The 25,284-nt window shown below is 48.3% G+C and carries 26 protein-coding genes; 18 read left to right on the top strand and 8 right to left on the bottom strand.

The window, feature by feature from the left end; all coding sequences use genetic code 11:
• The 3 genes from JRI46_03080 to JRI46_03070 form a co-directional block, all read left to right on the top strand.
• A partial coding sequence (locus tag JRI46_03080) for a hypothetical protein (protein ID MBW2038566.1) occupies nucleotides 1–370 on the top strand: 370 nt, incomplete at its 5' end.
• The gene (locus tag JRI46_03075) at nucleotides 360–926 is read left to right on the top strand and encodes an isoprenylcysteine carboxylmethyltransferase family protein (GenBank protein MBW2038565.1); all 567 of its coding nucleotides are present in this window, start codon (nucleotides 360–362) and stop codon (nucleotides 924–926) included. The genes JRI46_03080 and JRI46_03075, both read left to right, overlap by 11 nt.
• A 9-nt stretch (nucleotides 927–935) precedes the next feature.
• Nucleotides 936–1,562 carry a class I SAM-dependent methyltransferase gene (locus JRI46_03070; protein ID MBW2038564.1) on the top strand — a complete coding sequence of 209 codons (627 nt, stop codon included), beginning with the start codon at nucleotides 936–938 and terminating at the stop codon, nucleotides 1,560–1,562.
• Nucleotides 1,563–1,715: 153 nt separating this feature from the next.
• On the opposite strand, the gene JRI46_03065 is transcribed toward JRI46_03070, so the two are convergent.
• The 6 genes from JRI46_03065 to fdnG all read right to left on the bottom strand — a co-directional run bounded on the left by JRI46_03065 (nucleotide 1,716) and on the right by fdnG (nucleotide 8,455).
• Nucleotides 1,716–2,633 (bottom strand): hypothetical protein, encoded by a 918-nt coding sequence (locus JRI46_03065; GenBank protein MBW2038563.1) that lies wholly within the window; start codon nucleotides 2,631–2,633, stop codon nucleotides 1,716–1,718.
• Between the two features lie 39 nt (nucleotides 2,634–2,672).
• Nucleotides 2,673–2,813, bottom strand: a complete 141-nt coding sequence (locus JRI46_03060) for a hypothetical protein (GenBank protein MBW2038562.1) — start codon at nucleotides 2,811–2,813, stop codon at nucleotides 2,673–2,675.
• Nucleotides 2,814–2,886: 73 nt separating this feature from the next.
• Nucleotides 2,887–3,651 carry a formate dehydrogenase accessory sulfurtransferase FdhD gene (gene fdhD, locus JRI46_03055; protein ID MBW2038561.1) on the bottom strand — a complete coding sequence of 255 codons (765 nt, stop codon included), beginning with the start codon at nucleotides 3,649–3,651 and terminating at the stop codon, nucleotides 2,887–2,889.
• Nucleotides 3,648–4,514, bottom strand: a complete 867-nt coding sequence (locus JRI46_03050) for a formate dehydrogenase accessory protein FdhE (protein MBW2038560.1) — start codon at nucleotides 4,512–4,514, stop codon at nucleotides 3,648–3,650. Before JRI46_03050 ends, fdhD begins: the two co-directional genes overlap by 4 nt.
• 127 nt (nucleotides 4,515–4,641) lie before the next feature.
• Nucleotides 4,642–5,379 (bottom strand): formate dehydrogenase, encoded by a 738-nt coding sequence (locus tag JRI46_03045; GenBank protein ID MBW2038559.1) that lies wholly within the window; start codon nucleotides 5,377–5,379, stop codon nucleotides 4,642–4,644.
• Nucleotides 5,380–5,392: 13 nt separating this feature from the next.
• Nucleotides 5,393–8,455 carry a formate dehydrogenase-N subunit alpha gene (fdnG, locus tag JRI46_03040; GenBank protein ID MBW2038558.1) on the bottom strand — a complete coding sequence of 1,021 codons (3,063 nt, stop codon included), beginning with the start codon at nucleotides 8,453–8,455 and terminating at the stop codon, nucleotides 5,393–5,395.
• 520 nt (nucleotides 8,456–8,975) lie between these two features.
• On the opposite strand from fdnG, the gene JRI46_03035 reads away from it, so the two are divergent.
• From JRI46_03035 to JRI46_03005, 7 genes are all read left to right on the top strand, one after another.
• Nucleotides 8,976–9,620, top strand: a complete 645-nt coding sequence (locus tag JRI46_03035; protein ID MBW2038557.1) for a deoxynucleoside kinase — start codon at nucleotides 8,976–8,978, stop codon at nucleotides 9,618–9,620.
• Between the two features lie 106 nt (nucleotides 9,621–9,726).
• The gene (gene panB, locus JRI46_03030; protein MBW2038556.1) at nucleotides 9,727–10,533 is read left to right on the top strand and encodes a 3-methyl-2-oxobutanoate hydroxymethyltransferase; all 807 of its coding nucleotides are present in this window, start codon (nucleotides 9,727–9,729) and stop codon (nucleotides 10,531–10,533) included.
• A gap of 7 nt (nucleotides 10,534–10,540) precedes the next feature.
• A complete protein-coding gene (locus tag JRI46_03025; GenBank protein MBW2038555.1) occupies nucleotides 10,541–11,389 on the top strand; it encodes a pantoate--beta-alanine ligase in 849 nt (282 codons plus the stop codon).
• 1 nt (nucleotide 11,390) lies between these two features.
• The gene (locus tag JRI46_03020) at nucleotides 11,391–11,756 is read left to right on the top strand and encodes an aspartate 1-decarboxylase (protein ID MBW2038554.1); all 366 of its coding nucleotides are present in this window, start codon (nucleotides 11,391–11,393) and stop codon (nucleotides 11,754–11,756) included.
• A 358-nt stretch (nucleotides 11,757–12,114) separates the two neighbouring features.
• Nucleotides 12,115–12,372 (top strand): hypothetical protein, encoded by a 258-nt coding sequence (locus tag JRI46_03015; GenBank protein MBW2038553.1) that lies wholly within the window; start codon nucleotides 12,115–12,117, stop codon nucleotides 12,370–12,372.
• A 171-nt stretch (nucleotides 12,373–12,543) separates the two neighbouring features.
• Nucleotides 12,544–13,275 carry an RNA 2'-phosphotransferase gene (locus JRI46_03010; GenBank protein MBW2038552.1) on the top strand — a complete coding sequence of 244 codons (732 nt, stop codon included), beginning with the start codon at nucleotides 12,544–12,546 and terminating at the stop codon, nucleotides 13,273–13,275.
• Between the two features lie 27 nt (nucleotides 13,276–13,302).
• A complete protein-coding gene (locus JRI46_03005) occupies nucleotides 13,303–13,713 on the top strand; it encodes a DUF1844 domain-containing protein (protein ID MBW2038551.1) in 411 nt (136 codons plus the stop codon).
• Nucleotides 13,714–13,829: 116 nt separating this feature from the next.
• Here JRI46_03005 and JRI46_03000 read toward each other — a convergent pair whose 3' ends face one another.
• On the bottom strand, nucleotides 13,830–15,317 hold the full coding sequence (locus JRI46_03000) for a radical SAM protein (protein ID MBW2038550.1): 1,488 nt from the start codon (nucleotides 15,315–15,317) through the stop codon (nucleotides 13,830–13,832).
• 373 nt (nucleotides 15,318–15,690) lie between these two features.
• On the opposite strand from JRI46_03000, the gene JRI46_02995 reads away from it, so the two are divergent.
• The 8 genes from JRI46_02995 to JRI46_02960 all read left to right on the top strand — a co-directional run bounded on the left by JRI46_02995 (nucleotide 15,691) and on the right by JRI46_02960 (nucleotide 24,735).
• Entirely contained in the window at nucleotides 15,691–16,521 is an 831-nt protein-coding gene (locus JRI46_02995) for a transcriptional regulator (protein ID MBW2038549.1), read from the top strand.
• Nucleotides 16,521–17,360 (top strand): nucleotidyl transferase AbiEii/AbiGii toxin family protein, encoded by an 840-nt coding sequence (locus JRI46_02990; protein ID MBW2038548.1) that lies wholly within the window; start codon nucleotides 16,521–16,523, stop codon nucleotides 17,358–17,360. The genes JRI46_02995 and JRI46_02990 overlap by 1 nt, the downstream gene beginning before the upstream one ends.
• A 229-nt stretch (nucleotides 17,361–17,589) precedes the next feature.
• Complete coding sequence (ade, locus tag JRI46_02985) at nucleotides 17,590–19,302, top strand: adenine deaminase (GenBank protein ID MBW2038547.1); 1,713 nt, start codon at nucleotides 17,590–17,592, stop codon at nucleotides 19,300–19,302.
• Between the two features lie 212 nt (nucleotides 19,303–19,514).
• Nucleotides 19,515–19,673: a hypothetical protein gene (locus JRI46_02980; GenBank protein MBW2038546.1), complete on the top strand. Its 159-nt coding sequence runs from the start codon at nucleotides 19,515–19,517 to the stop codon at nucleotides 19,671–19,673.
• 141 nt (nucleotides 19,674–19,814) lie between these two features.
• A complete protein-coding gene (locus JRI46_02975) occupies nucleotides 19,815–20,921 on the top strand; it encodes an ABC transporter substrate-binding protein (GenBank protein ID MBW2038545.1) in 1,107 nt (368 codons plus the stop codon).
• Nucleotides 20,922–20,946: 25 nt separating this feature from the next.
• The gene (locus JRI46_02970; protein ID MBW2038544.1) at nucleotides 20,947–23,256 is read left to right on the top strand and encodes a PAS domain S-box protein; all 2,310 of its coding nucleotides are present in this window, start codon (nucleotides 20,947–20,949) and stop codon (nucleotides 23,254–23,256) included.
• Entirely contained in the window at nucleotides 23,253–23,612 is a 360-nt protein-coding gene (locus JRI46_02965; protein ID MBW2038543.1) for a response regulator, read from the top strand. Before JRI46_02970 ends, JRI46_02965 begins: the two co-directional genes overlap by 4 nt.
• Before the next feature lie 13 nt (nucleotides 23,613–23,625).
• On the top strand, nucleotides 23,626–24,735 hold the full coding sequence (locus JRI46_02960; protein ID MBW2038542.1) for a response regulator: 1,110 nt from the start codon (nucleotides 23,626–23,628) through the stop codon (nucleotides 24,733–24,735).
• Between the two features lie 111 nt (nucleotides 24,736–24,846).
• Here the strand turns inward: JRI46_02960 and JRI46_02955 are convergent, their stop codons facing one another.
• Complete coding sequence (locus JRI46_02955; GenBank protein MBW2038541.1) at nucleotides 24,847–25,284, bottom strand: Zn-ribbon domain-containing OB-fold protein; 438 nt, start codon at nucleotides 25,282–25,284, stop codon at nucleotides 24,847–24,849.

Below are 25,284 nucleotides of genomic sequence, written 5' to 3'. Positions count from 1 at the left end.
CAAATTTTCAATGGAAGCACAAGCAGCGATCGCTTTTATCGTTGCTCAGATTCTTTTCAAGATAATATTTGAATTTGAGGGTTCAAAAATCTTTGCTGAAACACATCCTATGCCGGCATTCACTGTTATAGTAATTTTTACAATCGCCTGGGCTGTCATCTGTCTATTGTGCCTGGCTAATCTATGGATAGGTTATCTTCTCGCTGTTATACTCGGAGTCTTGAATCTGTTTCCGCTGGTGTTACTTATATTGGGCATTGCTCCATTTCAGAATCGCCCATATTTTAATGGCTGGATAACTTTGTCACTTATCTATTTCAGTTATCGAGCCTATAAGGCGTTAAAAGAAAGCAATCAAAATGTCAAATAATTTTTGGGCCAACCCCCTTCTCTGGATAGGTGCCTATCTAATGGGTTATACGATAACGATAGTAGTGCTCAGTCTACCTGGTATGCAAACCAAGGTTAAAAACAGAATACCAAAACCCATTGTCAGAATTTTTATTTTTCTGACTTTTATAGCACCCATCATCGCTTTACCCTTTACTAAAGGACCAAGGATAACAATTCAAACTCCTGCTGCCTTGACTGTGGGGATAATTCTCTTGGGATCAAATTTCATCATAAAGATATTGGCTCAAAAAGAGATAGGTATAGCCCCTGCCTTAAAAAGTAAAGGAAGCTTGGTTACAAGGGGCGTATATGGAACCGTTAGAAATCCTTTATACATGAGTAATTTTCTATTGGCTGTAGGCATGGCTGTTCTCCTTAAATCAATGTATGCGCTTTTGTTCTCGATTCCCTATGCCCTTCTTTATCTACCCATTATACATTTTGAAGAGAAGGAGCTTCTGGAAAAATATGGGGAGGAATACAAAGAGTACAAAAGAAAAGTCCCCTGGCGGATGATTCCAAAATTATTGTGAGATACGAATATGAAATACTCAATAACAAAAATCCTTAACTTTGGCGCAGGTATTTATGACAGATGGGCGAAGCACAATTTAAGAGAAATTTACAAAAGATTGACTGAATTGGCAGATTTAAAAGGGAACGAAAAGGTCTTGGATATTGGTTGCGGGCCAGGAAATTTAGATTTAATGATTGCTGAAATTCTGGACGAGGGTTTTATCCATGGAATTGATATAGCCCCTAAAATGATAGAAATAGCAAGGGAAAAGGCAAAAGAAAGAGGGTATGACATAGATTATAGAGTTGGAAATTCTACTAAATTACCCTACGAAAGCTGTGAATTTGATGTTGTGTTTACCTGCCTGCTGTATCACCATCTAAGCCACGGAGAAAAGGATCAAACATTGAAAGAAATTTACAGAGTTCTTGAACCAAATGGCAGATATATCTCTTTAGAGTTCCAAGAATTCCCCACAGATGTCTTTCACAGAATTTTTCTAAAATTGTCTACTGGAAATTCCGGGATTATGCATGGTTTACATCCTGCTGAATTAATTGAAGGGAATAAATTTCATACTGAGAAACAAATTAAGGGTTCACCCTTTTGGAAACATCATCACACAAGTTATAGAGTTCTAATCAAAAAATGAAAATCTGTGGGGTTTGACCTCAAAATTCTCAATAGATTTTTACCTTTCGGGTCGCCCAACACACACATATTAAAGACCCTGGGCAAGAGAAAGATTTTCCCCTTGATAAAATCGGGCAGATCAAGCCCTGTAAGGCCTGGCCCGTTCCGGCACCTATTTCTCAGGACACCTCTTTTTCAGCTCCTTTTTCTTGGCGCTGAAATCTTGCATTAGTCTCTTCACCCCTTTATCTTCCTGGAGCCTGGATGATAAGAGAATGAGTTGATTTCGATAGATATTCCCCCTTTTCAACTCCCTGAGCTGGGCCTCCATCTTTGCCTTTACCTTTTCAAAGTTCCCTGGGGCTCCCCCTTTTATCTTGTTGTTCACCACTGCCAGATCTCGCTCCAACGTCATGATCCTGGCCTCATCAACAAAGGATGCCTTGGGGTCCTTGAGATAGAGATCCAACATCCCCAGATATCTGCCCAAACCATAACTGCGAACCACGATGGTCTGCCCCACCTGCATGGGCCTTCTCATCCCGGATGAGCTATGCCCCGCCACGACTATCGCTATCCCCTGCAGCTGGGACAGGAGCGCCCTGAGCTCTTTCAAGGGCATGTCGGCCAAAAGGATGATAAGATCAGCCTTCTTCTTCAGCTTCTTTACCACCTCCCTACCCTTCTCCAGCGGGTCCAGCACCTTCCACTCCCGGGTTTTAGATGTTGAAGATAGGTTGGCACTCAAGAGGCTAAAAATTCCCCATCTCAGGCCCCCTGCCCTTTTTATCACATAGGGGACGGGCATCCTACGGCCATCCTTAAAGATCACATTGGAGGAAACAAAGGGGAACTTGGCCCTCTTTTTCAGCTCGGCAAAGGCCTTTGCGCCCAAGGTGAGCTCGTAATCCCCTATCCCTACAGCGTCACACCCCATGAGGTTGAATGCCTCGACCATCAATTTGGCGTCCAATAAGGCCTCCTTCTGAAGAGAAGCGGAAAGGCTGGGGGTAACGTATCTCTTGAAGAGGAGGTCCCCCGCATCGAGAATAAGGAGGTCTCCCCCTGCCTTCTTTATCTCTTTTATCAACCCTGCTCTTCTGGCCAGACCGCCAGCCCTGGCCGCCCCTCACCCGCTGGGATTAACTTGTCCGTTGATGTTGTTGCTGTAAAGGATGGTGACATGCCTGACCTCACTCCGAGCGGAGGGGACTATTAATGCGACGAAAAAAAGGAGAAAGAAAACGATTCTTGAAATTCGTTTAGCCATTTTTCACCCTCCCCTTTTAGGTTTCAGTCTTATTGCATTTTAATGCAAAGAAGAGGAGGAAACAAGAAAAAAACTACGTGCTCACCCTCTCTGGATGGGAATAGATGGTAAAACGCCCTTTCCTGGCAAAGCCGATGAGGGTCACCCCTAACCGTTCTGCTGTCTCAATCCCTCTATCGGTCACAGCGGCCTTGGTGACAACAATGGGGATTCTTGCACGGGCAGCCTTCAGGATCATCCCCTCAGGCTGCCTGCCGCTGCAGACCAAGATGGTCTCAGTCAAAGGGATATGATGAAGGAGGGCATATCCCACTACCTTGTCCACGCTGTTGTGCCGCCCGATATCTTCGACCACCTTGATCACCCCCCCCTGTTGATTGAACAGCAGGGAGATGTGTATCCCCCCGGTCTTTCTCCAGTTCTCGGCCTGGGCAGAGATCTGCTTGGCACACTGCACGATCAGGGCAGGGGTAATCTTTGCGCTGGAGGAAACCACGGGAATCGATGCCCCTTCACTGCCCCGATAGGCCGAGCTCCGCCAAAGGGTCTTGGATGGGTTAACCTTCTTCCTACCCACGGTGCTGACAAAGACCTGATGTCCTTTCTGCTGGACATCCTTTACCTCTTCTGGTTTAACCAGTCCTTCGGTCACCACGTAACCCATGGCATGGGCCTCTAGGTCCGAGAAAGAGACCACCATTGTATCCACCAGGGTATCGTTGAGATAGAGCTCATAAGAGTCCTCTGCAACCACCCAGTCTTCGACCTCTTGCGCCCTTCCGTCCTGTATCAAAAGAGCAGGGTACTTCTTTAACGTCTTCAATTCCCCTTCCCTCATTTAACGATCATCGGCCCCCAAGGGGTGGGGACAGGCCTTTTATAACCCTTCTCCAAAGCCAGGAGGTCCAGGTGGATGGTAACGACGTCCTCGAGATCCAAATAGGGCTCATAGTCGAGTTTGCGGGAATCCACCGTCTTGATATATCCCTTGCATCGATCGCATAGATCCACCCGATAGGCCTCCTCCTCTTCGGAGAAGAGGTAATGCAACGAGTCAAATGCCTTGTTGTGACAATATGGGCAGGCCAAACGCTCCCACCGCCAATGGCAGCCGCAAAGGGAGCACTGAAGATACCTTTTTCCCCCTTCATCCCTTAACTCTGCCATCTGGGGGGATGAACCGCAGATGGGACAATACCTCTGTAGCCACTCTTCCAGATCGATAGACCCCCTTAGTTGCTCCATCTGGGCCTCCAAGGAAGGCCTGACGCTGGCCTTGACCAAGAAGAAAAAGATCCCCATATCAAATCCCCACCTCTCTGCCTCTTGGTCGAGATAATCCCCATCATAATGTCTGCTGAGGAGATGCTCCAAGTTCAATTTATCGTTCTGTAACACCTTTACAATCTTCGGTATCTCCTCCCCCATCTTCTGCGTTGCCCCTTGGCCGATCAGGCAGAGGGCATGAAAGAGCCCCTTTGCGGCCTCAAGGTCTATCTCGAATTCCTCTCTTTGTAGCAGGGGAACTCCGCTATGCTGCCTGGATTTTACCAGTTTCTTATCGAGATCCAAGGCTCTAATCTTCAACTGGGGTCGAACTCTCCCCTGCTCTTCCAGGACCTGAGCATAAAAATCGAGGATCTCCCGATAGATGGGCCGCTCCTCCTTAAACCAGGCGATCCGCTCTTTTATCTTCTCCAACGACTCCCCCATAAGCGCAACCCTCTCTGTTTTGATAATATACCATCCAGATGAGCAAAGAAAGGGCTTGTCCCGAGAGGAAACCCTTCGGGACAAGCCCATCCATTACGTTGCGTGAATGATTAAACTACCCCTTGGCTCCCCAGAGGTTTACCAGGGGTCGAATAAGCTTCTTCATGGCTATCATCCTTGTAATCCCCAAAGTGTCCTTTGCCTTGGCAAACTCATAGTACTTCTCAGAGTCATCTATGATCAGATAGATGGTGCGGACATCTTCTTCGTTGAGGAGTTGGGCCTTGGGGTATTTGGCCCTCAACTCCTTCAGGCGCTTATTGGCCAAGGCCAGCATCTTGTCCCGATCACCGAAGTTCATGGCCCCGGTGGGACAGGCTTTGACGCACGCTGGCAACAAACCATTGGAGATCCGATCGATGCACATGGTGCACTTGGACATGACCATCCGCTTTGGGTCATATCTCGGAATATTGAAGGGACAGGATTCCTTGATCTCATTGAAGTCTTCCGGTTTGATCTTCACCTTTTGGTTAAAGAGCACTGCCCCAGTGGCCTTATCTACCTTTATGGCATCCTTGTATCCCAGCTCCTCGGCGATATCTCTGCAGGGAGGCTCAACGCAGTGACGGCACTGCTCAGGGAAGAAGTACCAGCGGAGCTCTCCCTCCGAGACCACCTCGGAGAAGTGAACGAGTTTGTAGGTTACAAAGGAGAGATCCGCCGGGTTCTGGTGACTTCCCCAGTTCTTGGTCTTGGTGGCAGGGAGTTGGTTCCACTGTTTACAGGCTATCTGACAGCCTCGACAGGCAGTACACTTGGTGGTATCGATAAAAAACGATTTATCAGACATGGGATCACCTCCTTTATGCCTTCCGCACGTTCACCATGAAGGCCTTGGTCTCAGGTATCTTCGTGTTGGGATCGCCCACCGACGGGGTAAGCAGGTTGGAGGAATCACCGCCGTCTTTGGGGGTCACCCAACCAAAGCACCACGGAAGCCCCACCTCGTGGACAATCTGAGCCATGATTTTGAAGGGCTTGAACCGCTTGGTCACGATGGCTATCGCAGTCACCTTGCCCCTGGCCGATTCCACAACAACCTTATCGCCATTCTTAATGCCCTTCATGGCTGCCAGCTCCTCGCTCATCTCGCAGAACTGCTGGGGTTCTGCCTCAACCAACCACGGCTGCCACCGAGTCATGAGTCCTGTCTGCCAGTGTTCGGTTACCCGATAGGTTGTGCCCACAAATGGATAGCGAGGATCACAGGTGAGGAACTTGTCCATTTCGGTCTTGAACAGCTTTACCGTGGGGTTAATAAACTGTGAGTTCATCAGGTTCCTATCCACTGGACATTCCAAGGGCTCGTAGTGCTCGGGGAAAGGGCCATCTGTCCGGCCTGGTCCGAAGATGTGGGCATGACCCTCGGGCTTCATAATGAAGGGGTATTTGGCATCAGCGCGCCGTGTCCCGTCCGGGTTCATCATTGGGTACCATCCGCCGTCTGGCACGTCACCGACCCACTTCTTGGTCACGTACTTGCCATTTTTGACTTCACCGACGAAGCGGATCACCGGATGTTTCCTGTCCCAAGGCTGGCCTTTCAGGTCTACAGAGGCACGGTTGTAGATGATCCGGCGGTTCACCGGCCAGCACCAGGACCACTGGGAGTAGAGCCCAATGCCGGAGGCATCTTTAAGGCCTCTGCGGGCAGCCATGTTCCCCTTCTCAGTGTAAGAGTTGCAGTAGAGCCAGTTGCCCGACGAGGTGGAACCATCTGCCTTCAGAAAGGCGAAGGAAGGAACGAGGGTCCCCTTCTTGAAGGTCTTGCCCTCAATGGTGACGTCCTTCAAGAAGTAGCCGTTTATCTCCTTGGCCACCTTGTGGGAGTCAAACTTTCCCTTGGTGGTGTAGTCCCACTTGAGGTTTAAGATCGGCTCTTGGAAAACGCCCCCCTCCTTCTTGTAGAGCCCCCTGATTTTATTGAATAGCTCGACGATCATCTCGCCATCACCCATGGCCTTTCCAGGCGGCTTGGCCGCGGCATATCGCCACTGCATCCAGCGGCCGGAGTTGGTTATCGAGCCCTCCTTCTCCGCTGATACCGCACAGGGCAGGAAAAAGACCTCGGTCTTGATCTCCTTGGGGTTCATCCCTGGGCCCTTCCAGAAAGAACCCGTCTCGTTCTCGAACATGTTGACGTTCACCAGCCATTTCAATTTGGCCAACGCCTGCCTGGTCTTGTTGGAGTTGGCCCCGGAGCAGGCAGGGTTTTGGCCCCAGGCAAAGAACCCAGTGAACTTGCCTCTATACATCCTGTCAAATAGGTCGAGCCAGGTGTAGGTGCCCCCGTCGTCCACCTTGGGGAGCCACTGGTAGCCGAACTCGTCTTCCGGCTTGGCCGCCTTGCCGAACATGGATCTGAGGAAGCTCACCGAGTATTTAGCGTAGTTACCCCACCAGTTGGCAGACAGAGGATCATTGGTCTTGGGGGTCCATCTCTTGTTGTAGGCGGCGAGTGTAGTGTTGGAAGCCCTGGGGGTCTTGAGGTAGCCGGGCCAGATGTGCCAGAGCAGGCAGTGGTCTGTGGAGCCCTGCACGTTGGACTCACCCCTTAGGGCGTTGACCCCGCCTCCAGCCACCCCCATGTTGCCCAAAAGGAGCTGGATTATGGCCATGGTGCGGATGTTTTGGACACCAACTGTATGCTGGGTCCAGCCCATGGCGTACATGATGGTTCCACTCTTACCTTTGACACCCGTGGCTGCGTAGGTCTTATAGACCTTCAAAAGGTCTTCTTTAGGTGTCCCCGTGATAGCTGATACTTTGTCAAGGGTATAGCGTGAATAGTGTTTCTTGAGCAATTGATAGACACAGCGGGAGTGCTTGAAGGATTTATCCTTTTTGGGGATACCCTTTCCATCTTTCTCAAAGGCCCAGTAGCTCTTGTCGTAGCTTTTGGTATTGGGGTTATATCCTGAAAAGAGCCCATCTTTGAAGGAGTACTTCTCAGTCAGGATGAACGGGGCGTTGGTGTACTCGGCCACATACTCCCGGAAGTAGAGGTTGTTGTCCAGGATGTATTTTATCATCCCACCCAAAAAGGCTATATCGGTGCCAGAACGGATGGGTGCATAGATGTCGGACTTTGAAGAAGTTTTTGTAAACCGGGGATCAACGTTAATGAGGGTGGCTCCCCGTTCCATGGCCTTGGTCACCCATTTAAAGGATATAGGGTGGTTCTCCGCCGCATTGCTCCCCATGATGAGGATGCAATCGCTGTTGCCGATATCAATCCAGTGGTTGGTCATGGCGCCACGTCCGAACGACTCTGCCAGAGCCGCTACCGTAGCGCTGTGTCAGATACGGGCCTGGTGCTCGATATAGACGAGCCCCAGGGCCCTCATCATGGCCTGGAGGATCCAGCACTCCTCATTGTCCAACGCCGCAGAGCCAATGTGAGCGATGCTCTCTGTCCTGTTTACCCTTTGGCCCTTGGCGTTGACCTTGGTGAATCCCTCGTCCCTGGCAGCCTTGACCCTCTTGGCGATCTCGCTTAAGGCCCAGTTCCAGGAGACCTGTTTCCACCTGTCGCTACCTGGGGCCCGATAAAGGGGTGTAGTAATCCTGTCTTTGTTGTTCACCCATTGAAATAGGGCTGCACCTTTGGCGCAGAGCGCACCCTGGTTGATGGGATGGTCGGGATCCCCCTCGGTGTTAATCACCTTCCCTCCCCTAGAGTGGCAGATAATACCGCACCCAACTGCACAGTAGGGGCAAATGGTAGTAGTCTCTTTGGCACCCTTGATGCGGAGTCCGCTGGCGTAGGCAGACACAGGGGAGAGATCAAACCCCAATTGAGTTAAATATAAACTTGTCGCGGTAACTCCAGAAATCTTTATGAAGTCCCTTCGCGTTACCTTCATTTAATATCTACCTCCCCTCTTTTTGGATTCTCTCTTAGATAAAAGACTTAAACTTTCACCTCCTTTTAATTAATCCTATAAAGAAATCATCTCCACCTCCCCTTGGTGTGACAGTTATCAAAAGGGCCTATGTTTGTCAACCCCCCCAATAGGCAAAAAGATCCTTTTGGGAAAAATTACTATGTATAGGATGGACAGGAGGGAGGTCTTGTGATAATTTTACCGTGAAAATACTTCACGGTAAGAAGAAGCGTTTTATCATCTTTGAACTTTTTGGGTCTATTGGGCTTGCTTCAGCGGGCTGCGCCCCCTGAAATCCCCAAAAGGTATTCCCCCTTTTTGGAGGATTCAAGGGGTCAAGGATTCAAGGGGTCAAGTGAAATAGTTAAGAATTATTAAGATTAAATGTTAGGCAGAAGTTACAGTACAAAGACTTGAACCCTTGGACCCTCGAATCCTTGAACCCTGTATTTTTATAGGCATGGGTGAGGATAAACCCTCATGAGGGCTTAGGTAAAATATGGAAGGTGAGAAGCGATATATCGCGGTAGAGGGGCCCATCGGCGTGGGCAAGACAAGCCTGGCCAAGATGTTGGCCACCGAGCTGGGGGGAGAACTACTCCTGGAGAGAACGCAGGACAACCCCTTTTTGGAAAAGTTCTACCAGGACAGGAAGGGATACGCCTTTCAAACCCAGTTGTTCTTCCTCCTCACCCGCTATCAACAACAAAAGGACCTCAGCCAACTAGACCTCTTCCAAGAGATGATTATCAGCGACTATCTCTTTGACCGCAACAGGATCTTCGCCCACATAAATCTTGACAAAGATGAACTGAGGTTGTATGAAGGAATATATTCCCTCTTGGACAGCAGGATCATCCGACCTGATCTGGTGATCCTTTTGCAGGCCCGGCCCGAGGTCCTCAAAGAGAGGATCAGGACACAGGGGATGCACTATGAGAGGGATATCTCCTTGGAGTATTTGAAGGAGGTGGTGGAGGCATATAGGGATTACTTCTTCTATTATAGCGAATCCCCTCTTCTGGTGGTGGACACGACAGAGATCGACTTTGTCCAGAGCAGGGAGGATTTTGAGGACCTATTGAGGGAAATCAAAGGGACCAGAAAGGGGACGTGGTATTACATCCCGCTTGGATCCAGGTAGGGCTGGACTGAGACGGAAGGTATTAAATAGAATAAAAAGGCCTTCTGGGACGGTCCAGGAGGCCTTTTGTCCTAATACCAACAACATCAAAATCAAGGAGGGGGAAATGAAGGAGAAGGTAACGGTACCTGGCATAAGGGAGATGAAGGAAAGGGGGGAGAAGATCGCTATGCTCACCGCTTATGATACCCCCTTCGCCCGTATCCTAGATGAGGCCGAGGTGGACATCCTCCTGGTGGGAGATTCGGTTGGTTCGGTGGTGGCAGGTTATCCCAACACCCTCCCGGTTACCATAGAGGAGATGATCTACCATACCAGGGCTGTGGTCAGGGGCGTCAAGAGGGCCCTGGTGGTCATCGATATGCCCTTCATGTCCTACCAGATAAGCATTGAGGACGCAAAGAGGAATACAGGACGGATGATCAAGGAAAGCGGGGCCGAGGCGATAAAGCTGGAGGGAGGGTCCAACATGAAGGAGGTTATCAAGGCCATCGTCGGCATCGACATCCCGGTCATGGGCCATATTGGCCTGACCCCCCAGTCCATCCACCAAATGGGGGGATATAAGGTACAAGGCAAGGTGGAGGAACAGAGACGAAAGATATTGGAGGACGCCTTGGCAGTGGAGGAGGCCGGGGCCTTCTCCCTGGTGCTGGAGTGCATACCTGTGGAGCTGGCACAAGAGATCACCGAAAAGCTGAGCATCCCCACCATCGGCATCGGGGCAGGCGTGCATTGTGACGGCCAGGTACTGGTGATCCATGACCTGTTGGGACTCTTAGGGGAGTTTCGCCCCAAATTCGTGAAGAGTTATGTAGACTTGCGAAAGGTCATCTCCCAAGCAGTGGGAGGATATATAAAGGAGGTGAGGGAGAGGGCATTCCCCACCGAGGAACACAGCTTTTACCTCTGAGGGCGAGATGGAGATCATCGCTGGGGTCAAAGAGATGCAGCGGCAGGCGCAACAGCTCCAAAAGGAGGGAAAGACCATCGCCTTCGTCCCCACCATGGGGTACCTGCACGAAGGCCATCTCTCATTGATGCGGGAGGGGAGGAAGAGGGGAGATGTGTTGATCATTAGCATCTTTGTCAACCCCACCCAATTCGGCCCAGGGGAGGATTATGAGAAATATCCCCGTGACATGAAAAGGGACCTCAAACTGGCCCAAAAGGTGGGGGTGGATATCGTCTTCACCCCCTCGGTCCAAGAGATGTACCCCACCAGATTTCAGACCTCTGTGGAGGTAGAAAAGGTCACCAAGAACCTCTGCGGTATCTCGCGCCCCCACCACTTTCGCGGGGTGACCACGGTGGTGGCTAAGCTATTTAACATCGTTAAGCCCCACCTCGCCCTCTTCGGCCAGAAAGATTACCAACAACTGGTCACCATCAAGAGGATGGTGGGGGATCTCAACATGGATATCGAGATCATTGGGATGCCCACTGTAAGGGAGGCCGATGGCCTGGCCATGAGCTCGCGCAACGCCTACCTCAATCCAAAGAAGAGGAAGGCGGCCCAGAGCCTGTATCGTTCCCTGCTCATGGGCGAAGAACTCTTTCGCCAGGGCACCAGAAGCGCAAAGGTTATCCTCCAGAAGATAAGGGAGATCATCGAGGCAGAAAAGTCAGCACAGATCGATTACGCCAAGATTTGTGATCCACAAACCCTGGAGGATATCGAGGAGATCGAGGACGAGGCAGTTATCGCCTTGGCCGTAAGGATAGGTAGAACCAGGTTGATCGACAACCTCATCCTAAAGGAGGGATAAAGTGCAGAGGATTATGTTAAAGGCCAAGATCCATCGGGCAAAGGTAACTGAGGACAACCTCGACTACGAGGGGAGTATCACCATCGATGAAGGGCTTATGGAGGCCGCAGGTATCCTCCCCCTTGAACAAGTCCAGATCTACAACCTGACCAATGGGAACCGTTTTGAGACCTATGTCCTTAAAGGGGAAAGGGGGTCTGGTGTCATCTGCATCAACGGCGCCGCTGCCCACCAGGCGAGCAAAGACGACTTGATTATTATCGCCAGTTATGGCCTCCTCGATGAGGAGGAGATCAGCCACCATCACCCAAAGCTCATCTACGTAGATGAAGAAAACAGGATCATCAAGGTAAAATCCGGAGATTGACAAAGAGAGCCCTTGGATTATTATTATATAAAACTGGATCTTTTCCATCTTGGTTGGTGGAATTGACAGGATTCCAGGGGTCAAGGATTCCAGTGGTCAAGTGAAATACTTAAGAATTGTTGAAACTTATAAGGTTACAATGGTCTTCCGAGGAAGGAAATATATGAGTTAGCATCACAGATAAGGAGGGAGTCCTATAAGGGATATAGGAGATGTTGAAAGGATGATCGAGGCACTTATAAAATATTAAATCCTTAGAAGACAAACACTTGAACCCTTGAATCCTCGAATCCGTGGACCCTTTTTAGCAACTTTTTTGGAGAAGAACCATGAAACTAAGCCCTCGGCAAAGGGATTGATGGGAAAAGGGATTTATGTCCCTTTTTTGTCCGCAAGGGGAGGGATGGGGACCAGGCTGCTGACCTTTCAGGAGATAGTGGAGAGGTTCAGGAAGGGGGGAAACCTCTTCGACATCACCATAGAAAAGTGGATGAGGATTAAGGAGTCCCTCCTCTCGCTGGAGGAGATGTCCGAACTCGGGCCCATCATCGAGAGTGCCCGCATGGGGGGGCCTTCTGCCTGGAGTACCAGGAAAATTGCCTCATCTGCCCCATAGAGAAATGGTGCAAGGACCCTCAAGGGATTTACCAAACCATCGTCAAACTCATGTACATGTACACCGTCAGTAACCAAAAGGGATATAAAGAACAGGCCTTAAAACACATTGAGAAGTTTTTAGAGGAGATGGAAGAGTGCAAGGAGGAGTTTCGACGGAGGCTCAACTGAGATGTCCCATAGGCATAGGGTAATTGCCCTGAGCAAGCTCATGGCCTACATCTTGCGGCACCGTCCCGATGAATTTGGATTGGTCCTCGACGAAGACGGGTTTATCTCCATTAAAGAGCTACAACAGGCCATTGCCGAGGAGGAGGGATGGTCTTATGTAAGACGCTCTCACATCTTGGAGGTGGTTTATACCAGCGACCGGGAGAGATTTAATGTGCAAGGGGAGAGGATTAGGGCCACCTATGGGCATTCTCTACCCCAAAGGATAAGGTATGAACCCAGCTCACCCCCCAAGATCCTCTATCACGGGACCAGACGTAAGACATATCCGCATATCATCCAACGAGGCCTCGATCCCATGGGAAGACAGTACATCCACCTCAGCACCTCCCCGGAGCTCGCCTTGCGGATCGGCAGACGTCGAGACCCTCACCCCCTCATCTTGGAGATCATGGCTCAGAGGGCCTACGAGCAGGGAATAACATTTTATCAGGCAAACCCTTTGATCTATTTAGCGGACCACATTCCTCCAACCTATGTCATCGGCCCACCCATCTCCAAGGTCATGCCGGAAAAGAAGCGGCCTGCAAAAAGGAAAAGCCCCCCCGTCGAGAGGGAGCTTCCTGGCTCCGTAGTGCTCAATTTGAGGATGGAACCCCTTCACCAGAAGGAAAAAGCAAAGACCTGGAAGGACCGTTCCCGGAGATATCGCCGCAGACAACGTCATGTTTAGATGTCCAGATTAAAGGAGGTAAGGAGAATGGAAGAGGAAAAGGAGGAAAAAAAGGGGTTCAGGGTTATAGACAAAAGGTTCACTGCCGAAGAAGGGGAGAAAAAAAGAGAGAAAAAGAAGGAGATAAAGGAAGAGAGAAGAGAGGAGCGAAAACAAGAGGAAAAGAGAGAAGAAAAGGAGGAAATCCCTCCTTTGCCGGAGGTAACCTTCTCCACCTTTGTCTATTCCCTGAGCACCTCCGTCTTGATCCACCTGGGGGAAATCCCAGAACCCACCACCCAGAAGATGGCCAAGAATATCCCCTTGGCGAAACAGACCATCGATATCTTGGGGATCCTCCAGGAAAAGACCAAAGGGAATCTCAACCAAGATGAGGAAAACCTGCTCAGCAGCCTCCTTTATGACCTGCGGATGAGGTATGTCAAGGTAACGGGCTGAAAGGTTTAGACAAAAGGATCTTTTCCAAAGTAGTCAACGCATTGAATGACACAAGGGGCAATCAGCTATCAGCCATGAGCTACGAGCTATTTCAATAGCAATCCAGGATGAGGGCCCTACCCACCTCGGCCTTCTTCGACCAACCTCCTCAATATGTCCCAGAAAGCGCCGCGATATCCCCTCTTGATGGCCTCCATGAGGACGCTGTTGTCATTATAATTGTAGTTGGCCTCAGCCTCCTCCCCACCCCCAAAAAAGAACCTTTCGTCTCCTTCTACCAAAGAGGTGATAAAGGGGATCAACTCATCCCCTAAGCCTTGTGAGACATAGAAGATAGGGGCGAAACAGTCCGACCTCACGACCCCCCGCAGGCTGGGATTCCCCTCGTGGATTCCTTCCTTCTGGACGATCTCGGCCAACCTCGTCCCGGAATAGATCCTGATACCTGCCGAGATCCCCACCCTCGAGGGCCCTATCTCCTTCATCAGAGAGATGGCCTTGGTTAGGCTCTCCTTACCCTCTCCAGGGCCACCCAAAAGGAGGTCATACATGAAGGGAATCCCATATCTGTGACAGAGGGTGGCCGTCCTTCTCAGGTCAGCGGAGGTGAACTGCCGACCCAGGTTCTTCAATATCCGATCGTCCCCATGGTCGGCCCCAAAGTCTATTCCCTTACACCCAGCCTGGGACATCAACTGGGCCAGCTCCTCAGAGAAGGGGACTGGACTCAGATATGCATACCAAGAGAGCCTCTTGCCCAAACCGCGCCTGATGATCTCCTCACAGACCCCTATGGCATGGTCATAGGGGAGGTTGAACTCGCTATCGCAGATGTGCAGATGATCCACCCCCATCTCTAGGAGGATCTCCATCTCATCCACCACTATGTGCGGTGGACGCAGACGATACCTCCTCCCCTTGGCCAGGGGATCGGCACAATAGATGCACCTTTGCTCACATCCCCTCTTGGTCTCCACACTTCCCATGCCCCCCTCTCGAAAGTACCTGGGGTTATTCACGGCTTCCCTCAGCGGGAGCGGGAGTTCCAGGAGGTCGGAAAGCTCAGAGGGATTCCTATGGTATTCCCCATTCCTCCTGTAGATTAGACCGGGGATTCCGTAAAAGTCCTCCCCCTTTGCCATCTTTTTCAAAAGTGCAGGCAAGCTCCACTCCCCATCCCCCCAGATCCCCAGTTCCACCCCTAAATACGCCAGTATGTGCTCAGGCATCACCGAAAAACCAACCCCTCCCAGGATAAGGGGACGAGTTGTTTTCTCTTTGAGATAATCAATTACCACCTTTATCCGCGGGACTATGAAGTCCTGGCTGAGGTACAAGCAATCATCGGTGTTGCGCACGGTGACCCCGATGGCCAGGGGGGCATGATCATCGAAATATGCGTCCAATTCTCCCTGCCATGAGGAAGCAAAGCAGAGATCGATCAGGTCCACCTCAAAGCCCGCCACCTCCAGGGAACTGGCGATATAGTCGAGGCCGATGGGGGTGACCGGGGGCTTCATCTTATTGGGGTTGATCAGGAGTACCCTTGGGGGATCTAAAGATAAAGGGGACATCTTCTCCTCTCCACTCAAAAAATATATCATAGCCCCTCCTGGCGGGCAATCTCATTCTAACCCATCCCCGAGGGCAAAGGTTTTTCACCTACCCCCCTTTTGCGATATTGTCCTATTACTGCAATTGCCATCAACTTAATTCTGATCCCCTCTTACAACTCTTGCTTTTATTGATAACATGAAGGATCATCTTGGGGAGGTCTGGATAAAGAGAGTATATTACATTTTATGCGGATATTCTCCTCTCTGATACCTCACATACAGCCAATTTCTCTAGGATCTGAGTTTATTTTATTATAAATGCAAATAATGTCCTGATAAGGCATTAAATGCATTTTGAATATAATTTAATAGTTGAAAATGTTATGTTACTAATATAGAATGTGTCTTAGGAGGACACGAAATGCGTTACAATAATAAACTAAAAACCCTGGGTCCTCAATCCGCTCATTTGGTTACCACGCTCTATGAGCAAAATAGGCCTATCTTCCGACTGAAAGAAGTACAAAAGATCCTTCATCTGGACGAAGCTTCCTCCCGTAATTTTGTCCGAAAGCTTGTGGCCAGAGGGCTTGTTACACGTTTAAAATCAGGTCTTTTCATCTTAATACCGTTTGAGCTCGGGAAAGAATGTGAGTACATAGGAAACCCGTTCGTTGTGGCCCGTGAGATTGTAGGTGGAAAGGGTTACTATCTTTCTCATGGCACAGCTATGGAAATTCATGGGATGGTAACTCAGCCTCAATTAGTTGTCTATGTAACGACCTTAAAATCACGCAGGCCTGTTAATGCACTGGGCATTGAATTTCGATTTATCCATAGTCAAAAGAAATTTTTCTTTGGCTTGAGTGACCACTGGGTAACAAAGCAGGAAAAAATAAAAATAAGCAATCTTGAACGAACAGTCATTGACGCTCTTAAACAACCAGAATATTGCGGTGGTTTGACAGAAGTAGCTAAAGGACTTTGGATGCGCCAACAGGATATAAATGCAAGCCGACTTATCGAGTATGCGGTGAAGATGAGTAGGGGTTCTGTTATCCGCAGACTGGGTTATATTCTTGAACTTTATAAGATTGGTACTCCCGAAGACCGGGAAATTCTCCGCTCATATCTAACAGAAACCTATGTGCGATTAGATCCGCTTTTACCATCTGAGGGGAAATTCCTCCGAAAATGGAGACTTCAGCTTAATGTATCTCCTGAAGAACTTCTATCTGTGGTAAGAACATAATGATTCCCCAGCGAAATCTTTCACTACTATCCAATCGACTCGCCCGAAAAGGAGACCGCCGTATTACTGAAGCAATCCTTGAGCGTGACTATTGCATCTCCTGGTTTTTAGTAGGGTTATCCCAAAGTCCCCTTAAAAATATTTTCTTATTCAAAGGAGGTACAGCCATTAAGAAATGCTACTTCCCAGACTATCGTTTTTCAGAAGATCTTGATTTCACCTTGGCAAGGGAAGTTCCCATTGAAAAAATCCAAAAGGATCTCGATATTGCCTTTAAACATACACAGCAAGCCTCAGGGATCATACTACATTTTAGCCGTCATGACCGTCATACCCATGGAAACAGCTATACCTTTTTCTTAGAATATGAAGGTCCCTTGCCCAGCGTCTCTGGTAAGGAGATCAAAGTAGATATTACAATACGAGAAAAAATTGTCTTTCCCATTGAAGAGAGAATAGTCCTTAAAGGATATGATGAATATGAAGACTTGCCTAAGGATGCAACTGTTTGTGTCTATTCCCTTGCTGAAATAGCTGCTGAAAAAGTAATAGCTCTATTAGATCGTGCACGAAATGAACCTCGCGACCTTTACGATATATGGTACCTAACTACCAATCGATACATGAATCTTGCTGAGTTGGCCGAAGCTATCAAGCTGAAAAGTGAATTCCGGGACAAAAAATTAACCGATGTGAGAGAAGAGTTTCTACGAAAAGAAGCAAGCTTAAAGAAACTTTGGCGAATACGTCTTTCTTCTCACATAGCAACACTCCCTGAATTCAGTCAAGCATATCGAGCAGTATTACGAGAATTGAGACAGGCAGGATTTTTAAATTAACTATTAGAGCTGTAGACTTGCATATACCCGCTTCTCCTTATCATCCTCTTTTCTGCCTCCTTTCTCCTTTGGTGATGATGAAGGAGTCAACTGAGAACTGAAAAAGTTCTATTGATTTTCACTTCCTTAATCCTCTATGTTACTTAGTATAACTTGGTAAAATTTGCCTGAATTATCTTACCACTGCAAAGGGGGTATATTTTAAAGACCACTTTAGTTGGAGGAGATCATGGAGCTAAAAGAGGCCATAGCATTCGCCAGGGGTGAAAGGGAGGTGGACCTCCTTTTGAAAAACGCCCAGCTCATCAATGTCCTCTCGGGAAAGATCGAACCCAGGGATGTGGCCATCGCCCAAGGAATGGTTGTAGGTTTCGGGCACTATCGCACCCGAGAGGTAATGAACTTGGAAGGGAAGTTTCTTGCCCCTGGCTTCATCGACGCCCATGTCCACATAGAGAGCAGCATGGTCGGGATGAGGGAATATGCCAGGGCCATCCTCCCACATGGGGTGACCACGGTGGTGACTGACTTTCACGAGATCGCCAATGTCATGGGCATAAGGGGGATAAGGCTCATGCAAGAGGGGATGGAATCAACCCCCTTAAACCTCTATGTCATGCTCCCCTCCTGTGTCCCGGCCACCCCCTTGGAGACATCCGGGGCCGATATCAAGGCAGAGGATTTACAAGGCCTCATGAAAGAAAAGTGGGTAAAGGGGCTGGGGGAGATGATGAACTTCCCCGGGGTAATCCATAGGGTGCCAGAGGTGCTGAAAAAGATTCAGATGGCCCAGGGCAAAAGGGTGGATGGCCACGCCCCAGGGCTCAGCGACAAGGACCTCACTGCCTATATCATCGCCGGGATATCCTCGGATCACGAATGCACCCGAAGAGAAGAAGCCGAGGAGAAGCTGGCCAAGGGGATGTACATCATGATCAGAGAGGGTTCCACAGCCAAAAACCTGGAGGAACTCATCCCTTTGGTCACTCCGAAAAATGCCCACCAATGCATGTTCGTCTCAGACGACCGCCACCCCGCGGACCTCATCTCCGAGGGAAGCATAGATCACTGTGTGAGAAAGGCCATTCAGTTGGGGATCGATCCAATCATCGCTATCCAGATGGCCACAATCAACCCTGCCGAATACTTCCCCCTCCCAGGAATCGGGGCCATCGCCCCTGGCTATCGAGCAGACCTCCTGGTGATAGAAGACCTCAAAGAGGTCAAGATCCAGCGGGTCTTCAAGGATGGCCGCCTGGTGGCCGAAGAGGGAAAGGTCCTCCCTGGGGCCATTGAGGAGGAGAGGATCGAAACAGAGAATACTTTCCACATCCAGGGTTTCTCCACCCAGCGATTCCAGATAAAGGCCCAGACCACCACGGCGAAGGTCATCGAGGTCATCCCAAACCAGATCGTGACAAAAAGGGGGTTTTATGAGGTCAAGACAGAGGGAGGGGTGGCTGTGGCCGACCCCTCAGGGGATATCCTGAAGATCGCGGTGGTAGAGAGACATAAGGGGATAGGAAACGTGGGGTTGGGTTTTGTCAAGGGCTTTGGCCTGCGAGATGGGGCCATCGCCTCCTCTGTGGCCCATGATTCTCACAACATCGTGGTAGTAGGGGTGATGGATGAGGACATGGCCCAGGCAGTGCAGGGGATCGTTGAGATGAAGGGAGGGTTGATCGCAATAAGAGGGGGAAGGGTATTGGCCTCCCTACCCCTGCCCATCGGGGGGCTGATTGCCGATCTATCCATAGAGGAGGTGAGGGACAGGCTTGATCTCCTGCACCGGACAGTCAAGGAGATGGGGGGCAAGTTGGAGGACCCTTTTATGACCCTCTCCTTTTTGGCGCTACCTGTGATCCCGGAGTTAAAGATCACAGACAAGGGGTTGGTGGATGTGACAAGATTCGAGATCATCCCCTTGTTCGGGGAGTTTTAATACCTCTTAACGCTTCAGCTATCCGAAGAACATATATCCGCTCCCATCCTGCAACCAAACCGGGGACGTGAGCTAATTTCCCTATATTGTTGACAATAAATCTATTTTAGATATACTTCTCTAAAGAAGGATACATTATATTCACATTATTCCCTGCTCTCCTTTTGCTCGACAGAGAATTTGTAAAAGGGATGATAAAGGGAAGAAATGCGATGAAGGGTGAGATGGACAGAAGGATGATATATGGAAACAAAAACTTTATAGAGGAGATAAAGAGAAAACATAAAATAGAGGAATTAATAAAGCCAAAAGGTAGACCGAAGAATGGTGGAAAAGAAGAAAAACAGAACCGTCCCCTTTTACTTTTATGAAGACCTGTCTGTCGTGTTAGCACAGGCAGGTAAAACAAAAGACCAACTCATAAATGAGCTGGGGAGATTCAAGCCATATAATCATCTTTGCCTGATCCATAGGGCAAACTATGCGAAATAATCAAAAAGGGGGTCAAAAAAATGAAGATAAGTGTTAAGTTAATCTCTGGAATTCTTGCAGTTGTTGTTATTGCAGCGATTGTCATATTTTTTATGTCGCAAGCAGAAAAGGCAATTAAAATAGGTGCAGTGCTTTCAATTTCTGGCCCTGCATCATATGTGGGAGAGGAAGTAAAGGGTGGTATGCTTTTGGCTGTTGATGAAATCAATTCCTGGGGTGGAATAAATGGAAAGAAAATAGAATTGATTATTGGAGACAGCAAAACAAGCACACAAAAAGGTGAAGAGGCATTTAGCAAAATAGAAGCAACTCATCACCCTGTTTTGTATGTCTCAACCTTAAGTTCTGTTTCGATGGCTTTAGCTCCTCTGGCAGAGGAAAATGAAGTTGTTCTTGTTGGATTAGTAGTAACAAATCCAAAACTTACAGAGCAAAATGAATGGGTTTTCAGGTATTACGCAACAGCAGAGGCTGAAGTGCCACCAATCCTGTCAATGTTGGAAGAACTGAAGGTCAAGAAGCTTGGCATACTTTACTTAAATGATGATTATGGTACATCTGTCTTTGAATTACTCAAGAAAGAGTTTGAAAGAACTGGGGGAATAGTCAGAGGTAAAACCTTTGAGGCGAAGGACTCTGATTTCAAAAAGCAAATAGCAAAACTTAAAGATATGGAAGCAATCTATTCTGTGGGTTTTGACAGTAATCTTAAGAATGTGTTTAAGCAATTGAAAAAAGAGAATTTTAGCGGGTTTATACTTGGGCCAGCCACTGCTACCTTGCCTTCTGTCAGAAGCATGCCAGAGGCAAATGGGGTATATGTAGCCGCACCCATCATTTACAATCCAAACTATCTCTTTGCCAAAGAGGTAAAGGAAAAATATGAGACCGAATACAACAGGCCTTTCAACCATTATGCAGCAAACGGTTACGACCTCATAAAACTGCTGGCAGGTCTGTTGGAGGATAAAGAAATTTCTCGTGAGAGTGTGAAGAGTCTGCTGGAAGACGGTTTCATATACCCCGGAGTTTTTGGAAATCTTGATGTAAAACGAGGAGAACACGGTATAGCTTTTCTATTGGATACTGCCCAGATTGTAGATGGAGAGGTTAAGTATCTGCGATAAAAAGGAGGAATAAAAAATAAAAGACATGAGAATAAAAATAAGCACAAAATTAATTATTGGCTTTATGCTGGTTGTATTACTAATGGTTGCTCTTACACTGTATTCAGTTAATAGGAGCCAGAAATCGCTGCAGGAATCTGTTGGTGAGAGTTCTACGTCATTGATTGAGGAAATGCTTAAAAGAATTGATAATATCATCTATTTTAGGATTGAGCACCTTCGGGCACGCTCCCATGGTTTGTGGTTACAAAAAACCGTTTCAGAATCAAATCAAGAATTTGAGAAATTAGATAATATACAAGAGTATATTAACAAAAAAGATAAAAAATGGACTTCTGCACCAAAAGAAGAAATAACCCCTTTCATGCAAGAACTGATTAGCAATGAATTGTCAAATAATCTAAGAAAAGAATTTATTGAACTTTATGAAAAAAAATATGGCTACCGGGTTTTTGGAGAAGTTTCTGTGACGAATAAATACGGAGCAAATGTTGCTCAAACTGGAAGGACTTCTGATTACAGGCAGGAGGATGAAGAATGGTGGCAAATTGCAAAAGAAAGAGGTCTTTATGTGGGTGACGTTGAATATGGTGAAAGTGCTGGAATATATAGCATTAGTATTGGGATAAGGGTTGATAATGAAAAAGGAAACTTTATAGGGATAATAAAGGCAGCAATTGATGTTACCGGACTTATAAAGGAGGCAGTGATTGCTACAAAAAAATATGAAACAACAGAAATCGAATTAATCACAAAGGATGGGAGACTAATTTATGCAACAAAACCATACAAATTTTTAGAAGATGTATCTGAGAAAGAGTTTTTCAAGAATATAAAAGGTGAAAGCGGATTCTTTGTTGCCGAAGAGGGCGGAAGAGAAAAATTGTTTTCCTATGCACACTCAAAAGGTTACAGGGACTTTGAAGGACTGCAATGGATGCTTGTGGTGAGACATGATGCAGAAGAGGTATTAAAACCCGCTTTTGTATTAAGAAACAGTATGATAGCCGCTTCTCTTATTTTGATCACAATGAGTATTCTTATTGCCTTTTTTATCTCCCGTTCCATCTCTAAACCTGTTACAAAACTCAGAGATGCTACAATCGAAATTGCCCGGGGGAACCTGGATACCCAGGTTGAGGTCGAGTCAAATGATGAAATCGGTGAACTGGCTACTTCTTTCAAAAAGATGATCGAAGACTTGCGGCGGACAACAGTTTCCAGAGATTATACGCGCGGGCTCTTTGAAGCCAATCTGGATGCTTTGGTGACGCTCTCAGCCGAAGGCAAGATTACTGATGTAAACCGTGCAATGGAGTTAATCACGGGACTATCCAGCAAGGAGCTTATCGGGACGGACTTTTCAAACTACTTCATTGACCCTGATGCGGCTCGTAAGGTTTACCAACAGGTTTTCCGAGATAATTATGTCCGGGATTATCCACTTGAGATCAAGCACCGTGATGGAAGAGTTACTCCTGTCCTTTACAATGCTTCTGTTTATAAAGATGCACAGGGGCGTGTAGCCGGGGTGTTCGCCGCCGCAAGAGACATCACCGAGCGCCGGCGGGCGGAGGAGGCGCTGAAGCAATCTGCAGAACAGCTCGAAGAGGCGAATATCCGCCTTAAGGAAGCTGACCGCCTTAAATCCATATTCCTGGCCAGCATGAGCCATGAACTCAGGACGCCGCTGAACTCAATCATAGGTTTCACTGGCATAATCCTGATGGGCATGGTCGGGGAAATCAGCGAGGAGCAGAGAAAACAGCTCATCATGGTGAAGAACAGCGCCCATCATCTTCTGAGCCTGATCAACGACCTTCTGGACATATCCAAGATAGAGGCCGGAAAGGTGGAACTCTCGCTGGAGGAATTCAGGCTCGATGATGTGGTGGGAGAGGTGGTTGAGACCTTCTCACCTGCGGTAATGGAGAGGGGCCTGGAGCTTCTCACAGAAGTACCCGAAGGCATCACGCCCTTCAGCGATAGGAGACGTGTGAAGCAGGTCTTGATGAATCTTGTGAGCAATGCCGTCAAGTTCACCGACCAGGGGAGCGTAAGGATTACCGCCAGAGTTTTAAGAGATGAGAATCTGGAGATGCGCGTCACTGATACGGGGATAGGGATAAAAAAAGAGGGCGTGAACAGGCTCTTCGAGCCTTTCCAGCAGATTGACATGTCCCTTACGAAGAAGTACGAAGGAACCGGGCTGGGGCTATACCTCTGCAAGAAGCTGCTCGCCCTTCTGGGTGGCGAAATCTCTGCGAAGAGCGAATATGACAGGGGAAGCGAGTTCACCTTTACCATACCACTAAGAGGAGGAACAAAGAAATGAAGAGGGTGCTGGTTGTTGAGGACAACGAGACCAATCTCTATCTGATCCGGTTCATCCTTGAGAAGAACGGGTTCGAGGTCATCGAGGCGAGGGAGGGTGCTGAGGGTGTGGAATTGGCGGTCAAGGAGAAGCCGGATTTGATCATCATGGACCTTCAACTCCCGGACATTGACGGTCTGGAAGCCACGAAAAGGATAAGAGCATCTGAGGCAGATAGTGAGATTTCCATTATCGCTCTAACTTCCTACGCCATGGCAGGTGATAAGGAGAAGGCCCTGGCTGCCGGCTGCACCGGCTACATCGAAAAGCCCATCAACCCTGAAACCTTCATGGCGGAGATAGAGAAATACCTATGAACGGAGGGAGAAAATGAAAATCCTTATCGTGGACGATGAGAAAGAGAACCTCTACCTATTGGAGACTTTGCTGAAAGGCAACGATTACGAGGTGGTATCGGCTACCAATGGAGCGGAAGCCCTGGAAAAACTTCGTGCCGAGCGCTTTGGTATGATAATCGCCGATATCCTCATGCCGGTCATGGATGGGTTTCAGCTTTGCAGGGAGGTGAAGGGGGACGACAAACTGAAGGATAGCCTCTTTATTTTCTACACAGCCACCTATATCGATGAAAAAGATGAGGAGTTCGCCTTAAAGCTGGGAGCGGATAAGTTCATACGAAAACCCGCTGAGCCGGATGAGTTCATAAAGACCATTAAAAGTTTGATTAGGGATGTTGAGAAGGGCAAGGTAGAGCCCAGGAAGCCGATTTCAGAGGAGAAAGAGGTCTTTAAGCTCTACAGCGAGCGTCTGGTGAAAAAGCTGGAGAAAAAGATGCTGGACCTGGAAAGAGAAATCACCGAGCGCAAGCATGTAGAGAAAGAATTACAACATAGTCTAGAGAAAGTGCGAAAAATCTTGGGGGGAATCATCCAGACTATGGCATTGATAGTTGAAATAAGGGATCCTTATACTGCTGGTCATCAACGGCGGGTGATGGATCTTGCCTGTGCCATCGCCAGAGAGATGGGCATTTCTGGGGAGCAGATCGAGGGGCTCCGACTGGCAGCGTCTATTCACGATATCGGCAAGATACATATACCTGCCGAAATTCTCAGCAAGCCCGAGCAGTTGAGCGAGATCGAATTCGATATGATTAAAACTCATCCCCGAGTTGGTTACGATATACTGAAGACCGTGGAATTTCCATGGCCTGTTGCCCAAATAGTGCTGCAACATCACGAGAGACAGGATGGTTCTGGATATCCCCAGGGGCTCTCTGGTGATGATATCCTCCTAGAGACAAGGATCTTGGCTGTAGCTGACGTTGTTGAGGCCATGGCTTCTCACCGACCTTACCGAGCGGCTCGCGGTATAGGTGATGCACTAGAGGAGATCTTACATAATAAGGGTATCCTTTACGATCCTAAGGTTGTAGATGCCTGCTTGAAGCTTTTTTATGAGAAAGAGTTTAAGTTCTAGTAAGAGACGAAGGCAGCAACTTTAACGAACACACATATTAAATAAACCCTGAGTCAAGAGAACCCATTTCCTTCTTGACGAAAGGAACCTCTCCTTTTCCTGCACTTCTTCCTATGCCTTAGTGAACTCATAGGTTATGTGCCCTTCAGGTAGCTTTACCACCTTGGGTACCACCTCCATTCCTACTTTGATCTCCCCTCCAGGGATCTCCTTGTTCAGCCTCCCGAAGATCTTATAGTCTCCGTAGTCAACCAATGCCAGGGCATAGGGGAGATCATCCTCAAAACCGACAGGGGCATACATCAGATTCGTGTGGCTCAAAAGCCTTCCCTTCCCTGAAACTTCAAACCACTCCATATCACTGGAGAGGCAATTATAGCAATCGGCACGGGGAGGAAAGAAGGCCTTGCCACAATTCTTGCACCTTGTCCCCATGACCTTTCCTCCTTCCAGGTAGTCTATAAAGTCATTAGTCTTGGTAAGGGCAGTAAAACTTACCGTACCGAACTTGCTGAACCTGGTATCTTCTTCCTTTTCTTTTTTAGCCAT

This window comes from Deltaproteobacteria bacterium (assembly GCA_019308925.1).
Lineage (GTDB): Bacteria > Desulfobacterota > B13-G15 > B13-G15 > RBG-16-54-18 > JAFDHG01.
The sequence above is the reverse complement of the archived record's forward strand: the minus strand, read 5'-3'. Positions and strand labels throughout refer to the sequence as shown.

Bases quoted from the DNA above. Each gene is read 5' to 3' on its own strand.
- JRI46_03075 (MBW2038565.1), top strand. From the start codon at position 360: ATGTCAAATAATTTTTGGGCCAACCCCCTTCTCTGGATAGGTGCCTAT.
- JRI46_03070 (MBW2038564.1), top strand. From the start codon at position 936: ATGAAATACTCAATAACAAAAATCCTTAACTTTGGCGCAGGTATTTAT.
- JRI46_03060 (MBW2038562.1), bottom strand. From the start codon at position 2,813: ATGGCTAAACGAATTTCAAGAATCGTTTTCTTTCTCCTTTTTTTCGTC.
- fdhD (MBW2038561.1), bottom strand. From the start codon at position 3,651: ATGAGGGAAGGGGAATTGAAGACGTTAAAGAAGTACCCTGCTCTTTTG.
- JRI46_03045 (MBW2038559.1), bottom strand. From the start codon at position 5,379: ATGTCTGATAAATCGTTTTTTATCGATACCACCAAGTGTACTGCCTGT.
- JRI46_03035 (MBW2038557.1), top strand. From the start codon at position 8,976: ATGGAAGGTGAGAAGCGATATATCGCGGTAGAGGGGCCCATCGGCGTG.
- panB (MBW2038556.1), top strand. From the start codon at position 9,727: ATGAAGGAGAAGGTAACGGTACCTGGCATAAGGGAGATGAAGGAAAGG.
- JRI46_03025 (MBW2038555.1), top strand. From the start codon at position 10,541: ATGGAGATCATCGCTGGGGTCAAAGAGATGCAGCGGCAGGCGCAACAG.
- JRI46_03015 (MBW2038553.1), top strand. From the start codon at position 12,115: ATGGGAAAAGGGATTTATGTCCCTTTTTTGTCCGCAAGGGGAGGGATG.
- JRI46_03010 (MBW2038552.1), top strand. From the start codon at position 12,544: ATGTCCCATAGGCATAGGGTAATTGCCCTGAGCAAGCTCATGGCCTAC.
- JRI46_03005 (MBW2038551.1), top strand. From the start codon at position 13,303: ATGGAAGAGGAAAAGGAGGAAAAAAAGGGGTTCAGGGTTATAGACAAA.
- JRI46_03000 (MBW2038550.1), bottom strand. From the start codon at position 15,317: ATGATATATTTTTTGAGTGGAGAGGAGAAGATGTCCCCTTTATCTTTA.
- JRI46_02995 (MBW2038549.1), top strand. From the start codon at position 15,691: ATGCGTTACAATAATAAACTAAAAACCCTGGGTCCTCAATCCGCTCAT.
- JRI46_02990 (MBW2038548.1), top strand. From the start codon at position 16,521: ATGATTCCCCAGCGAAATCTTTCACTACTATCCAATCGACTCGCCCGA.
- ade (MBW2038547.1), top strand. From the start codon at position 17,590: ATGGAGCTAAAAGAGGCCATAGCATTCGCCAGGGGTGAAAGGGAGGTG.
- JRI46_02980 (MBW2038546.1), top strand. From the start codon at position 19,515: ATGAAGGGTGAGATGGACAGAAGGATGATATATGGAAACAAAAACTTT.
- JRI46_02975 (MBW2038545.1), top strand. From the start codon at position 19,815: ATGAAGATAAGTGTTAAGTTAATCTCTGGAATTCTTGCAGTTGTTGTT.
- JRI46_02970 (MBW2038544.1), top strand. From the start codon at position 20,947: ATGAGAATAAAAATAAGCACAAAATTAATTATTGGCTTTATGCTGGTT.
- JRI46_02965 (MBW2038543.1), top strand. From the start codon at position 23,253: ATGAAGAGGGTGCTGGTTGTTGAGGACAACGAGACCAATCTCTATCTG.
- JRI46_02960 (MBW2038542.1), top strand. From the start codon at position 23,626: ATGAAAATCCTTATCGTGGACGATGAGAAAGAGAACCTCTACCTATTG.
- JRI46_02955 (MBW2038541.1), bottom strand. From the start codon at position 25,284: ATGGCTAAAAAAGAAAAGGAAGAAGATACCAGGTTCAGCAAGTTCGGT.